The sequence below is a fragment of the Sunxiuqinia sp. A32 genome (assembly GCF_052690465.1).
In genome coordinates, this window is the sequence record NZ_JBQYLI010000006.1 from 61,683 (window position 1) to 74,705 (window position 13,023).

Sequence of the window (13,023 nt, forward strand, 5' to 3'; positions counted from 1 at the left end):
TCAGCTCGCATTATATTCTTTCGCAAACCCATATGTTTCTTGAAAATTTCTTTCCTTTTTTTTCAACTGAGCAAAAATCAGAAATTTTAAGTTCCGATTTATTTATTAGAGTTTTAATATCAGAGGTAGATACAATGACTATGCGAGTAGCCAATTTAGAGGCCGATTCTATAATATTGAAGTTTATTGTATCATTTGAAGAAGTATATAAATTATACGGAAGGTCAATGATTGCTGCATCGTACTTATTATTAATATCTTTAATATCTGAGCGATATACACTGGCGGCATAGTTATAGTGTGCAAGGTTTTCTCTTGTGTATTTACAAGCTTTCCAATTGATGTCACATCCCTCTATGTCGAATTCGGAAATGCATGCTTCCAACATTACGGTGCCAACGCCACAACAAGCGTCTAATAAACGATTGGCTTTGTTACCTTTTGAAGCAATACTGACCAGTGCTTTAGCAATATCCATGTTTATTGAACTGCTAAACGAACAAGGTTTCTTTTTGTGTTTAAACCAGTCGGTATTGTGTTTCTTTAAAACCCCGAAATACCAGGTATTTTTATAATTGCAGATCGAGTAAGTTATCAATGGGGTAATATAATCGGGATCACCTTCTATACAATATCCTATGTCTTTTAACTTGCTAAGCCTTTCGGTATATATAGTAGAGTCACCATCCAATACCATGTATTCCGCTTTAAATCCATCAACACGAATATTTTCTTCCTTGACCTTTTTTAGCAGCATAGAATAATCTGCTGAAGATGAAATAATCTCAAATCTGTTTTTAATAAAAGGACTGATTGATGGATCAACTTTGATATCCGAAAACAGTAAGTTATTCTTTTCTTCTTCGTCAAAAATTTGCCTCGATTCCAACTTACATAATTCCCTGTTATGAATGTCGTATTTAAATGAATATATGTAGCGGTGATTGGTCATAGTTCATGTCAAATAGTTGTGCGAAATTATTAATTATATCATACATGGTATATAAAAGTTAACTGTTGGTACATGTTGTCGTTGCGGATTTCGAAGAGCGTTCCTGTCCGAAGGACAAGGAACTGCGAAACGAGAATCCGCAGTTGGCGTACCACCAAACCCCGCCCTGCAATATGTTTTTGTTAACGCCTGGCTTTTATTTGTTTTTATTAATAATTTCAATTTTATAGGTTCCAGTTTCATTTGCGGGTTTCTGCAGTTTTCCAATAACTACAACTACTAGAAGAACCACAATTATTGTTATCAAAAAATTTCTCCAAGTTTTAATATTAGATTCATGCGGACCTGACATTTCATCAGATATCGCCCCTTTAAATCCTTTAAGTGCCCAAACAACAAAGGCTCCAATTATTTCAATTACAAAATTTCCAATTGTACCACGCATCAAATTTCTTTTTGAATTGGCAATTTTCTTTTTCTTTTCAAGTCAATGAAAAATAACACAATTGATAATATAAATAGTGCTTCTGCGATCCTGTTTAATGTGCCTAAAAGAGGAAGGCTCCAATACATGCGAATTACTAAAATCAAAAACATTAAAGCACCTGTCGAGAACATTATTAGTCTAAAGACATTAGTACTAATTCCTTTCATGGAGTCAATTAGCCAACCATGGTAATCCTCATTTTTAGGAAAGTCGTGTACAAGCTTTTCAAATCCTTTTATGGATTCTCTATATCGTTTTTTGTAATACAAAGATGAATACTTATAAAACCTCAAATCTTCGTCAAAGTCCAAATCTGAATTTCTATACTTTTTAAATTCATCCAATTTCTCAAACTTTTCAACTGTTTCTAAAATTCTTGAATACCTTGACTTTTCAAGAAGAGAAGCTAAATAGTCAATGTAGATATAATCAATTTCTCCTATTTCATGAGATTTTTTGAATAATAAAGAATCTTCGTTTGTTTCGAAAAAATCGATAATTGATAATAAATCTCCATCTTGAATTTTTTCAAATTCTTCTGCTAAAATTGAGGTCTCCATCATATCTCGTTTTTTTCAAGCTTGGCGTTAACGTACGTGTATATGCCGGGTGCATTATATTTCGAGTATAGCATCCGGTGTGTACATAGCTGATTAAATTCATCTTACAATTAAAAACTACGCCTATCAGACTTTTTATTCTTGCAAGAGATTTTTTGCTTAGGGGCATGATTGTTGGCTTAAAATTTCACCTAATTTACAAAATCAACCCTTAACTATTATTATGCTTAGCTAATTTGGATTGGTTATAAGCGCCCCCCAAATCGATCTTGCGACGGATTTGTCCCCCTACCGGTAAGGGGATGAGGAGTTTGTCCATGAAATGGACATAATAACGGAAGGGGTCAAGCTGAAAAGACTTCTTTTGGAGATACTGCCAATGCAATTTTAAAAACCACCTCCGTGGAGGTTCGTCCAAAGCTAAAAAGTTCCCCAGGGAAGGCATGGAGGTTTATCCAAACCATGAAATGCTAAGCGGAGAAGCTTTGGAGGTTTCTCCATGGCCTGACTTTTACACCGGGAAGCAATGGAGATACCTCCAAACCACAAAATCTGCAAAAGTGAATGCGTGGAGATACGTCCATTTGTTAAAATAGTATAGTAAACGTTTTCAAATGTATCTATCCATAGACACGGAGTTATTTATTACATAATCTTGATACATGTTCAAAAACATGAATAACTATTTACCTTGATTAATTCTATTTATCGTAAATTGTGACACTGTTAATCTAGAAGTGCATCTTCCACCCCAAAAAGCAAACATTCAAGTGTAAGGTGTGCAAAACAATTAAACAAATTTATTATGATCGAAAAAATGATTTATCAAAGTCGTGTGACCGAAGTCAACGCAACCACTACGCGCCTAATTGGTGCTTACCAAAACACCAGTTTGAGCAGCGACACCAACCTTTCTGCCATCCTAAACAGCCTCGAAGCCGAGAACTCACAGTTAACCCTTGCCATTCGTCGAACCAAAGTAGAATCGGAGCTGGAAGAAAAAGATGAGCTTCGCGATAACCCATTGCGGGGACTATTTCATATGGTTACAGGCTATTTGTACCATCCCGACGCACAAATACAAAATTCGGCTGAAACCGTTTATGCCATCCTTGAAAACTATGGCATGTCGATGATTGATGAAAGCTATGCCACCGAATCGTCACTGGTAAGTTCGCTATTAAAAGACCTTGCAAAAGCCAATGTTCTGATAGCCATTGGCAATTTATCGGGTTGCGATGCACTAATCGCCCAATTGCAAACCGCACAGAATGAATTTGAACAGGCCCGCGTTGCTTACGAAACTGAAAAAGCCCAGGAAAGTACCGAGGAAAATGCAACCGAAATAAAAAAGAAAGTGGTTTATCACATCAACAGTAAACTGGTGATTTACCTGCGGGCAATGGTGTTGGTAGATGAGTCAAATTATGGTGATTTTGGCCGCACCATTGCAGAAATCATTGCCGACAATAACTCAACCGTAAAGAAACGCGCAAAAAAAACGGAGCCGGAAGACTAATCTGTTTTGTTTTTTTGATTAGGGGTGTAACAATGAAGCCCGGTCGCTTGCAGACCGGGCTCTTCTTCTTAGGAAAAATTTATTTACCAACCGTTTTCTTTTAAAAGATAAAAATTTCGTCGAACTCAAAAACAGGATATTCTCTAACAATTCAATTCAATATTTCTTAACTTAGGATGCACGATTTAAAGGTTCTGATATAAAACTTTCGTATATGGATGATAAAGTCGAGATAGAGCTACGTAAGTTTGTGGCACCTGAATTTATTTTTGGGAAGGATGCCAGACTAAAAGCGGGGAAATATTGTCGTTACTTTGGAGCTAAAAATGTATTGATTGTCACGGACAAGGGAATAACAAAAACTCCATGGCTAAACGAGGTTATTGCAAGTATTGAGGAAGAAGAAATTCAGTATAAAATATTTTCCTCTGTCTCGCCGAACCCGAGGGATTTTGAGGTAATGCAAGGTGCTCAATATTACCAGGAAAATAAATGCGACATACTGTTGGCAATTGGAGGAGGGAGTGTTCTTGACTGTGCAAAAGGTATCGGAATTGTTTCCACCAATCATAAACAGATCCACGCATTTGAGGGGGTTGATATGATTGATGTCCCCATGCCACCGCTAATTTGCATACCCACAACTGGAGGAACCGCGGCTGATGTCTCTCAATTCGCCATCATCAACAATACCGTTGAGCGATATAAAATGGCAATTATCAGCAAGGCCGTAGTTCCGGATATTGCCCTTATCGATCCCGTTCCGCTAACAAGTATGAACCACTTTCTGACGGCGTGTACGGGAATGGATGTGCTTTCACACGCATTTGAGGCTTTTGTATCAAATGCAAGTTCCAATTTCACCGACCTGCATGCATTGGAATCGATCAGACTTATTAATCAAAATCTGATTCCATCCGTAAAAAATCCATCAGACCTGCAAGCACGCGGGAAAGTGGCTTTAGCAAGCTTGTATGCTGGCCTGGCTTTTTCGAATGCCAGTTTAGGATGTGTTCACTCAATGGCTCACAGCCTTGGTGGGTACCTTGACCTTCCTCATGGAGAATGCAACGCAATACTGCTACCTCATGTGGTCAATTACAATTTTCAAAATGCACCGGAAAAATATAAGACCATTGCTGAGAATATGGATATTAAAACCAATCATCTCACACAAAAACAGATAAAAGAAGAACTGACAAATAAACTAATTGCCTTAAAAAAAGAATTGGATATACTTTCAACACTTAATCAAAAAGGAGTGACAAGTTCTGTGATTCCACAGTTGGCAAAAAAAGCAATAAAAGATCCGTGTAACGCAACGAATCCCAGGCCACCGGAAGAAAGAGATCTTGAAGTTATCTATTCTGAAGCGATGTAAGTCATGAAAAATCAGTGGGAAGAGCATCGAAATAAAATTATTGGGCTTGGAGACCGCTCAGCGAAAAAAAGCTATTACCCTCAACTGCAAAATAAAATTGAGGAGCTAAAGCTATCAATTGAGAGCTTTCAATCTGTTCTGAACAATGCGAATGATATGATCTTTGTTCATGACAAGAAGGGGGAAGTCCTTATGATTAATGAGCAAGTATATCAATCATTGCAAATTCCCAGAAACTTCGCAACTCCTTTAACAATCCACGAATTAAGTTCCCCTAAAAATGATTTGTCTAAACTGGACGATTATTGGTCTGAGGTTCTTGCAGGAAACCCAATGGTTTTTGAATGGATTACTAAAAAGTACCAGTCGGATGAAACCATTTTTGTTGAGGTTGCCTTAAATAAAACAGACTGGCACGGAAAAGAAGCCATTGTTGCGATTGTAAGAGACATTTCAGATCGTAAGAGGTATGAAGAAGATCTCCTGGCAGCGAAATTACATGCAGAGGAAAGCGACCATTTAAAATCTGCTTTTTTGGCAAATATGAGCCACGAAATAAGGACTCCGATGAACAGCATTCTTGGATTCGCAGACTTGCTCAAAGAAAGTACAATCGAACCTGTCACGCAAAAACGATACCTGGATATCATCATGCAAAGTGGGGATCGACTACTTGGTATAATCAACGACTTAATTGATATATCTATTATAGAAGCGGGACAAATAAATATTAAGATAAAAGAAACAGATATCAATCAATTATTAACGGATCAGGTTAGTGCTTTCTCTCCAGAGGCAAAACGAAAAAGCATCTCTCTTATCACAGAAATACCAAATTCCTCAGTTCCTTTCCGCCTAAATTCTGATCCTATTAAATTAGGACAAATAATAACCAACTTAATAAACAATGCCTTAAAATTCACTCAATCGGGATCAATTACAGTTGGGTATACATTCACTTCAGATAAGTTCATTCAATTTTTTGTAAAAGATACAGGTGTAGGCATTCCTGAAGAATTACACGAAATTATTTTCGATCGATTTCACAAAACAGATATTGTTGTTGACAAAATAATTGAAGGAACCGGACTTGGGCTCTCCATATCAAAAGCATTTATCGAATTATTGGGAGGAAAAATATGGGTTGAAAGTACCCCGGAAAAAGGCTCTTGTTTCTATTTTACCCATCCAAATAATATCAACTCACAATCTTGAAAAAAAAGGGATGATTATTTTTAAACCATCCCTTCCTATTTATCTGCAAACTTATTTTACTTGAAATTCCGGATGTCCTGTTTGCCACAAGGCAAAACTGAATATGTCCGCAATTGACTCAAATGTTTTGGATTTGGAATCTCCAATCCCATGCCCGGCTTCAAAATCAACTAACAAGAGTATCGGTTTGTCCGAAGCATTGGCATTTTGAAGTTTTGCTGCAAACTTAGCGGGTTGCCAGGCAATCACCCGGGGATCATTCATACCTGCTGTTACCAGCGTCGCCGGATAATTTTCACCGTCTTCAATGTGATAATAGGAATCCATTTCTATTAAAGCCATACACTCTACAGAATCTTTAACTGTGCCAAACTCCGGGACATTAATAGGGCCATTTGGTGACTCTTCAGCACGAATCGTATTCATACATCCAACCTCTGGAATTGCCACCGCAAATAAATCCGGTCGTTCGGTCATTGCGCGACCAATTAATATTCCGCCAGCACTTCCACCATTAATAGCAATTTTCTTTGCAGAAGTATAATCTTCATTAATCAGGTACTCAGCACACGCAATTAAATCTTTCCATGTATTTGGTTTGTTAGTTTTCATTCCATCCTTATGCCATGCTTCTCCTAACTCGCCTCCACCACGAACATGTGCGATAGCTACCACACAATTCCTGGTAGTTGGCAAAAGGACAAAATTCGGACTGAACCTTGGATTAATTGACATCCCATATGCTCCATAACCAAACATAAATACCGGGTTATTGCCGTCCTTTTTTAAATCATTCTTGTAAATTAGTGATAACGGAACTTTAACACCATCATGTGAAAGCACCATCACTTCCTCAACAACCAGATCATCATACTCTGGATATTCTGCTGTAGATGATAAGTTCTCCAATACAAATTCATTACTTTCGGGGAAATAACGATATCGCATAAAGTCATTGGTCCAACCTGAAATACTCAGCCAGATTTCATTGGAGGAAACATTTTTATTACTCAATAAAACGGTTCCTGCTGCAAAAGGCAACTTAAGTTCTACAGCATCCTTTTCTTCAAATGGAAGCCTGTATGCCTTTGCCTCGACTCCATTTCTAGTTAAATAATAATAGAGTGCATCTTTGGTCAGTATGTAATTATTGATTTTCGCATCTGGAGACTCCGGCACCAAAACTTCCGCTTTTTGAAGATCAGGATCAGAAACTGGCATTGTCAATATCTTGAAATTAGGCGCAGATTTGGGGGTGTAAATAAAAAAGTTTTTCCCATTGGTTCCAAAATTATAAACACTGTCCTTCGGCGCAAATAATCGCTTCCAAGCAATCTTATCTTTATCCAATTCCGAAAGAGGAGCATAAAATACATTCAAGCGATTATCCACACTTGATAATATTCCAAATAACAATTTGGGATCACGATCATAATACATAATTGGTAATTCCTCTGGTTTTATTCCCAGTTCAGGATATTTTGCGCCAGAAAAAACTTCTTTATCCGATAGTGGATCTGTTCCCAGAACATGCAAAAGAGTTTTCGTGTTTTTCTCTCTTTCCATATCATGAACATCACCACTGCTCATTTGATGATATAAAAAGCTTTCTTCACCCGGCAACCAGGATGTAGCCCCCATCCAACAATGATCAATTTTCTCCGGATAGAACTCTTTCTTTTTAACATCCATAATTTGAAGCACTCCGTTTTCGGATCCGTTTGGAGCAACCTCCATGGTTACCTTTGTTCCATCATTTGAGGGAAGGAAGCTACTAATCACGTAATGCTTTGTCGTGTCGTCGCTAAATGTCTCCGGATCATACAATAACGATTCTTCACCTTCAAAACCTTCCCTCATAAACAATTTACCGGTTTCATCTTCAGGAGTCATCTTCAAATAGAAATACCAATTATTATCGGTAATTGCCAGACTGTAAATCCTTGTTGATTTCCGTTGATCTAATTCTTTCAATTTTTCGATTAGCGGAGCTCGCCCCGAAATACTACTAAGAACCTCGCGGGTATAATCCGATTGTTTTTTCATCCAACCGACCACCATGGAATCATCCAGATTTTCCATGTAACGATAGGGATCAGTTATGTCAACGCCAAAATACGTATCACTTACTGGCTGAGCTTCGGCCAAAGGTGGCAGATTCGTGTTTTTCTTTTGACTACAACTAATTAAGAAGAAAATAAACAGAAGAAAGAGAAGGTGTTTTGTTTGCATAATAAAAAAGCTTTGAATTCGAATAAAGGACACAAGTATAAACCCGTGGGGAAAAGAGGATTAGGAACAAAACGATATACAAGTTACGAAAAACACAAGTAACAAACTGACTAATAACAACATTTTCCAACTTTTCGTCAACTACAATTTCAGGCTTTCTCATAATTCAGAAGATTAATAATCTTATGCACTCTTGCCAGTTTTTTCTATCTTTGCGCCTCAATCGAAAATGCTTTTAATCAACCAATACGATGGAATACAAATTCTGGGACATTGAGCCGAAATGGCAAGCTTACTGGGAGGAAAACAAAACCTTCAAAACGGAAAACGATTTTTCGAAACCTAAATATTACATCCTCGACATGTTTCCTTATCCGTCAGGAGCAGGGCTTCATGTGGGACATCCGGAGGGATACACTGCAACAGACATAATCAGTCGTTACAAACGGATGAAAGGTTTTAGCGTGTTACATCCAATGGGATGGGATGCTTTTGGATTACCAGCAGAGCAATATGCCATTCAAACCGGAACCCATCCGGCAATTACTACTCAGAAAAACTGCGACAATTTCCGCCGTCAGATTAAAACACTCGGATTGAGTTACGATTGGGATCGTGAAATCAATACCACCGATCCTAAATATTTCAAATGGACACAATGGATATTCACCAAACTGTATAGCACCTGGTTTGATTACGAACAAGGAAAAGGCAGACCAATTAGCGAACTGCCAATTCCTGAAGAAGTGAAAGCCGAAGGTGATGCAGCCATCAAAGAATACATTAGTAAAAAACGTTTGGCCTATTATGACAATGCCCAGGTTTGGTGGTGCGATAGTTGTAAAACTGTATGTGCAAACGAGGAAGTATTGACCGACGGCTCACATGAAAAGTGTGGGAACCAGGTAATCCGCAAAAACCTAAAGCAATGGTTGCTTCGTATTCCACACTATGCACAACGTTTACTGGAAGGTTTAGATGAGTTGGACTGGCCTGAAGGCGTAAAAGACATGCAGAAAAACTGGATTGGAAAATCCATTGGAGCCGAAGTCGATTTCATTATTGATGGATTAAACGAAAAACTTCGAGTATACACCACCCGCCCTGATACTTTATTTGGAGCAACCTACATGGTAGTTTCTCCTGAACATCCAATGCTATCAAAGCTTGTTGTTGATGAGAAGAAAGCTGAAGTTGAAAAATATACCCAGGCTGCTTCCTTAAAATCGGATCTGGATAGAACAGAATTAGCAAAAGAAAAAACCGGTGTATTTACCGGAAGTTATGCCACGAACCCAGTAACGGGAAAGCTAATTCCAATTTGGGTTGCTGATTATGTATTGATGGGATACGGAACCGGTGCCATCATGGCGGTGCCTGCACACGATACCCGTGACTTTGAGTTTGCTGAGAAATTTGAAATTCCAATCAATTGTATTCTCGACCCAAAAGATGCAGACGAGGAAACCCGCGAAAAGGTACTAGCAGGAAAAGCTTGCTGGACCGAAGATGGTGCTTATATCAATTCATCAAGTGATGCAACCGGGCTCGACATTAATGGATTGAGCAAAAAAGAGGGTATTGCAAAAGTAAACAGTTGGCTGGAAGAAAAAGGTATTGGAAAAGCCACTACCAACTTCAAACTTAGAGACTGGTTATTCAGCCGTCAGCGTTATTGGGGAGAGCCATTCCCTGTTATTCACTGGGAAGATGGAGAAGTAACCGTTGTTCAAGATGAGCTTCCTGTTACCTTGCCTGATATGGAAAAATTTGAACCGGGCGAAGGTGGCGAGTCTCCTCTGGCAAATGCAGGTGATTGGTTAACTGTCGTGGATGAAAATGGCCGCAAAGGTCGTCGTGAAACAAACACGATGCCTCAATGGGCAGGTTCTTGCTGGTATTTCCTTCGTTATATTGACCCGAACAATGATGAGCAAATATTCGACCCAAAACTGGAAAACTACTGGATGCCGGTTGATTTATATATTGGAGGAGCGGAACATGCCGTACTTCACTTATTATATTCACGTTTCTGGCACAAGGTCTTATTTGATTTAGGAGTCGTTTCAACTAATGAACCATTTAAAAAATTATTTAACCAGGGAATGATCCTGGCATTTGCTTACGAAACTCAAACCGGAGCAAAAGTTACTTCGGATTTGGTTGAAGAAAAAGACGGTAAATATTTCCACACTCAAACTGGAGAAGAATTGCGTCAGATTGTAGCAAAAATGTCCAAGTCTTTGAAAAATGTAATTAACCCTGATGATGTTGTTGAAAAGTACGGTGCTGATGCGCTGCGCCTATACGAAATGTTTATGGGTCCTTTAGATGACACCAAACCATGGGCTGAGAATGGAGTGAAAGGTGTTTTCGGATTTTTAGGACGTGCCTACCGCTTCTTTGCCAACATGGATAACATCACTACTGGAGATGAAGATTCTGAAGTATTGAAATTGCTTCAACAAACCATCATTAAGGTTGGTGATGACATTGAAAACCTGAAATTCAACACAGGAATCTCTGCTTTGATGGTTTTCAATAATTTGGCAATAAAAAAAGGTAAAGTAACCAAAGCAACAGCAGAAACCTTTGCCAAAATATTGTCACCTTATGCTCCACACCTTGCAGAGGAACTTTGGCAATTGTATGGCAACGAAAAAACGCTGGCGTACGAGGCATGGCCTGTAGCCGATAAAAGCCTGCTGTTAGAGGATACTCATGAGTACCCGGTTTCATTTAATGGTAAAATGCGTTTCAAACTGGAACTTCCATTAGACATGCCAAAAGATGAAATTGAGAAGATTGTGTTGGAGCATGAACTTTCACAAAAATGGTTGGGAGGCAAATCCCCAAAGAAAATGATTGTCGTTCCAAAGAAAATCATCAATGTAGTAGTATAGCGTTACGACATATATAAAACAGAAAAGGATGGATTCTTTAATTAGTATCCATCCTTTTTCGTTTCAGAACGCATATGAACAGTTTATTTATAAACTAAACCGAGCTTTCCTCCCCCACATTTATCAGCCGCGAAAAAAATATAATCAATTAAAATCCTCTACCAAGAACTTAAATTGAAACTGGATGTCACTAGTCCGTATTACACACTGAAAAACAAAAACTTACTATGGACTTAAATTATACACTAACTTCTATTTTATGAAAAATGCACTTTTGATCTTGTGTTTTATTTTCTTTTCAGCAACAACGGGGGTGGCTCAATCGCCAAATGGCATTATCGTGAAGAACTATAAAAATCAAAAGACTAAATTTATAGAGGAAGGCTCAAAAATTACGGTCAAAAAGTACGGACAGATTTTCAAAGGCACATTTCAACTGGCAAGCAACGAAGCTATTCTTGTAAACTCAGATACAATTCTTATAAGTGAAGTGCAGGAATTGTACTCTAAAACAGCTGGCAGCAACATTGGAGGAATTGCTTCCACAGCAGTTGGAGGATGGGCTGGTGCAGGTGGAATTATTGGGACAGCTGCCGTACTATCAGAGGGCAGTTATGCGATAATACTCATTCCTTTTACTGCTGCCATCGGTGCATTGGGAACATTTGGCGCAATAAAAGGCATTCAGCTTCTTTCCAGAGGCAAAAAATATAAATCGGTAAAATGGGAGTACACCCTTAAATACGATAAAATTCCAAAATAAAAGCGATTCGATTATATCGCACTAAATGACTTTTTCCCATACTTTCTTTTTTAAAAAAGATATTTTTTTGCAGCCAATTTTAGTAGGAGAATTATCCTGCCAACATACAGCAAATAATAACCAGTATAAAAAAGAGAGTAAATGACCCACGAACGGAAATTGAAGTTAAAAACATTATTTACAGACTACCTGATTACCACATTTGGGATGACACTGTATGTTCTTTCCTGGACTATTTTTCTAATCCCTGCAGAAATCACGGGTGGCGGAATTAGTGGATTATCAGCAGTAATCTTTTACAGTTCAAAAATTCCAATCGCAATTTCCTATTTTATTATTAATGTATTTCTGGTTCTGATTGCTATAAAAATTTTAGGAGCAAGCTTCGGCATTAAAACAATTTATAGCATGGGGGTCGCAACATTATTATTTTGGCTGACTCCTAATCTAATTACAGAACCACTGATTGATGATACATTCCTTTCTGCAGTTCTTGGTGCCATGATGGGAGGTATTGGCATTGGGCTGGTATTTACTCGTGGAGGAAGTACCGGAGGAACCGACATCATCGCAATGATCATTAACAAATACAGGAATATTAGTCCGGGCAGAGTCATTATGTACTGCGATGTAATAATAATAGCTTCTTCCTACTTTGTTTTTCAATCGCCTGCCAAACTAGTTTACGGTTATGTTACCATGTGGGTAATTTCGTATACAATCGATGCTTTTTTAAATGGAGCCAATGCTTCTGCTCAAATTTTTATATTTTCGAAAAAGTTTGACGAAATTGCCGATTACATCAATAAAAATGCTGGTAGAGGCGTTACTGTTTTTGATGGAACCGGCTGGTTCACCAAAGAAAAAGTAAAAATTGTAATGACTGTTGTCCGTAAAAGGGAATCAAGCTTAATCTTCAGAAAGCTAAAAGAGATTGATCCCGAAGCCTTTATCTCCATGGGGAGTGTCATGGGAGTTTATGGACAAGGGTTTGATAAGATTAAAATTTGA

Annotated in this window: 11 protein-coding genes; 7 read left to right on the plus strand and 4 right to left on the minus strand. The window is 38.2% G+C overall.

Annotated elements, in window-relative coordinates; translation table 11 throughout:
- Positions 1–10 precede the first annotated feature (10 nt).
- The 3 genes from ACUNWD_RS07795 to ACUNWD_RS07805 all read right to left on the minus strand — a co-directional run bounded on the left by ACUNWD_RS07795 (position 11) and on the right by ACUNWD_RS07805 (position 2,002).
- Complete coding sequence (locus ACUNWD_RS07795) at positions 11–952, minus strand: TRM11 family SAM-dependent methyltransferase (protein WP_445587231.1); 942 nt, start codon at positions 950–952, stop codon at positions 11–13.
- Positions 953–1,148: 196 nt separating this feature from the next.
- Positions 1,149–1,397: a hypothetical protein gene (locus ACUNWD_RS07800; protein ID WP_445587232.1), complete on the minus strand. Its 249-nt coding sequence runs from the start codon at positions 1,395–1,397 to the stop codon at positions 1,149–1,151.
- Positions 1,397–2,002: a hypothetical protein gene (locus ACUNWD_RS07805; RefSeq protein ID WP_445587233.1), complete on the minus strand. Its 606-nt coding sequence runs from the start codon at positions 2,000–2,002 to the stop codon at positions 1,397–1,399. The genes ACUNWD_RS07800 and ACUNWD_RS07805 overlap by 1 nt, the downstream gene beginning before the upstream one ends.
- A gap of 440 nt (positions 2,003–2,442) precedes the next feature.
- Between ACUNWD_RS07805 and ACUNWD_RS07810 the strand changes: the two genes are divergently transcribed.
- The 4 genes from ACUNWD_RS07810 to ACUNWD_RS07825 all read left to right on the plus strand — a co-directional run bounded on the left by ACUNWD_RS07810 (position 2,443) and on the right by ACUNWD_RS07825 (position 6,114).
- Positions 2,443–2,595, plus strand: a complete 153-nt coding sequence (locus ACUNWD_RS07810; RefSeq protein WP_445587234.1) for a hypothetical protein — start codon at positions 2,443–2,445, stop codon at positions 2,593–2,595.
- 209 nt (positions 2,596–2,804) lie between these two features.
- On the plus strand, positions 2,805–3,518 hold the full coding sequence (locus tag ACUNWD_RS07815; RefSeq protein ID WP_445587235.1) for a DUF6261 family protein: 714 nt from the start codon (positions 2,805–2,807) through the stop codon (positions 3,516–3,518).
- 214 nt (positions 3,519–3,732) lie between these two features.
- The gene (ercA, locus tag ACUNWD_RS07820; protein WP_445587236.1) at positions 3,733–4,899 is read left to right on the plus strand and encodes an alcohol dehydrogenase-like regulatory protein ErcA; all 1,167 of its coding nucleotides are present in this window, start codon (positions 3,733–3,735) and stop codon (positions 4,897–4,899) included.
- 3 nt (positions 4,900–4,902) lie between these two features.
- Positions 4,903–6,114, plus strand: coding sequence for an ATP-binding protein (locus tag ACUNWD_RS07825; RefSeq protein ID WP_445587237.1), 1,212 nt, complete (start codon positions 4,903–4,905; stop codon positions 6,112–6,114).
- A 51-nt stretch (positions 6,115–6,165) separates the two neighbouring features.
- On the opposite strand, the gene ACUNWD_RS07830 is transcribed toward ACUNWD_RS07825, so the two are convergent.
- Entirely contained in the window at positions 6,166–8,346 is a 2,181-nt protein-coding gene (locus tag ACUNWD_RS07830; RefSeq protein WP_445587238.1) for a prolyl oligopeptidase family serine peptidase, read from the minus strand.
- A 251-nt stretch (positions 8,347–8,597) separates the two neighbouring features.
- Here ACUNWD_RS07830 and leuS point away from each other — a divergent pair, with 251 nt between their 5' ends.
- The 3 genes from leuS to ACUNWD_RS07845 all read left to right on the plus strand — a co-directional run bounded on the left by leuS (position 8,598) and on the right by ACUNWD_RS07845 (position 13,023).
- A complete protein-coding gene (gene leuS / locus ACUNWD_RS07835) occupies positions 8,598–11,249 on the plus strand; it encodes a leucine--tRNA ligase (RefSeq protein WP_445587239.1) in 2,652 nt (883 codons plus the stop codon).
- Positions 11,250–11,508: 259 nt separating this feature from the next.
- On the plus strand, positions 11,509–12,012 hold the full coding sequence (locus ACUNWD_RS07840) for a hypothetical protein (RefSeq protein ID WP_445587240.1): 504 nt from the start codon (positions 11,509–11,511) through the stop codon (positions 12,010–12,012).
- Between the two features lie 141 nt (positions 12,013–12,153).
- Entirely contained in the window at positions 12,154–13,023 is an 870-nt protein-coding gene (locus ACUNWD_RS07845) for a YitT family protein (RefSeq protein WP_445587241.1), read from the plus strand.

Bases quoted from the DNA above. Each gene is read 5' to 3' on its own strand.
- ACUNWD_RS07795 (WP_445587231.1), bottom strand. From the start codon at position 952: ATGACCAATCACCGCTACATATATTCATTTAAATACGACATTCATAAC.
- ACUNWD_RS07800 (WP_445587232.1), bottom strand. From the start codon at position 1,397: ATGCGTGGTACAATTGGAAATTTTGTAATTGAAATAATTGGAGCCTTT.
- ACUNWD_RS07805 (WP_445587233.1), bottom strand. From the start codon at position 2,002: ATGATGGAGACCTCAATTTTAGCAGAAGAATTTGAAAAAATTCAAGAT.
- ACUNWD_RS07810 (WP_445587234.1), top strand. From the start codon at position 2,443: ATGGAGGTTTATCCAAACCATGAAATGCTAAGCGGAGAAGCTTTGGAG.
- ACUNWD_RS07815 (WP_445587235.1), top strand. From the start codon at position 2,805: ATGATCGAAAAAATGATTTATCAAAGTCGTGTGACCGAAGTCAACGCA.
- ercA (WP_445587236.1), top strand. From the start codon at position 3,733: ATGGATGATAAAGTCGAGATAGAGCTACGTAAGTTTGTGGCACCTGAA.
- ACUNWD_RS07825 (WP_445587237.1), top strand. From the start codon at position 4,903: ATGAAAAATCAGTGGGAAGAGCATCGAAATAAAATTATTGGGCTTGGA.
- ACUNWD_RS07830 (WP_445587238.1), bottom strand. From the start codon at position 8,346: ATGCAAACAAAACACCTTCTCTTTCTTCTGTTTATTTTCTTCTTAATT.
- leuS (WP_445587239.1), top strand. From the start codon at position 8,598: ATGGAATACAAATTCTGGGACATTGAGCCGAAATGGCAAGCTTACTGG.
- ACUNWD_RS07840 (WP_445587240.1), top strand. From the start codon at position 11,509: ATGAAAAATGCACTTTTGATCTTGTGTTTTATTTTCTTTTCAGCAACA.
- ACUNWD_RS07845 (WP_445587241.1), top strand. From the start codon at position 12,154: ATGACCCACGAACGGAAATTGAAGTTAAAAACATTATTTACAGACTAC.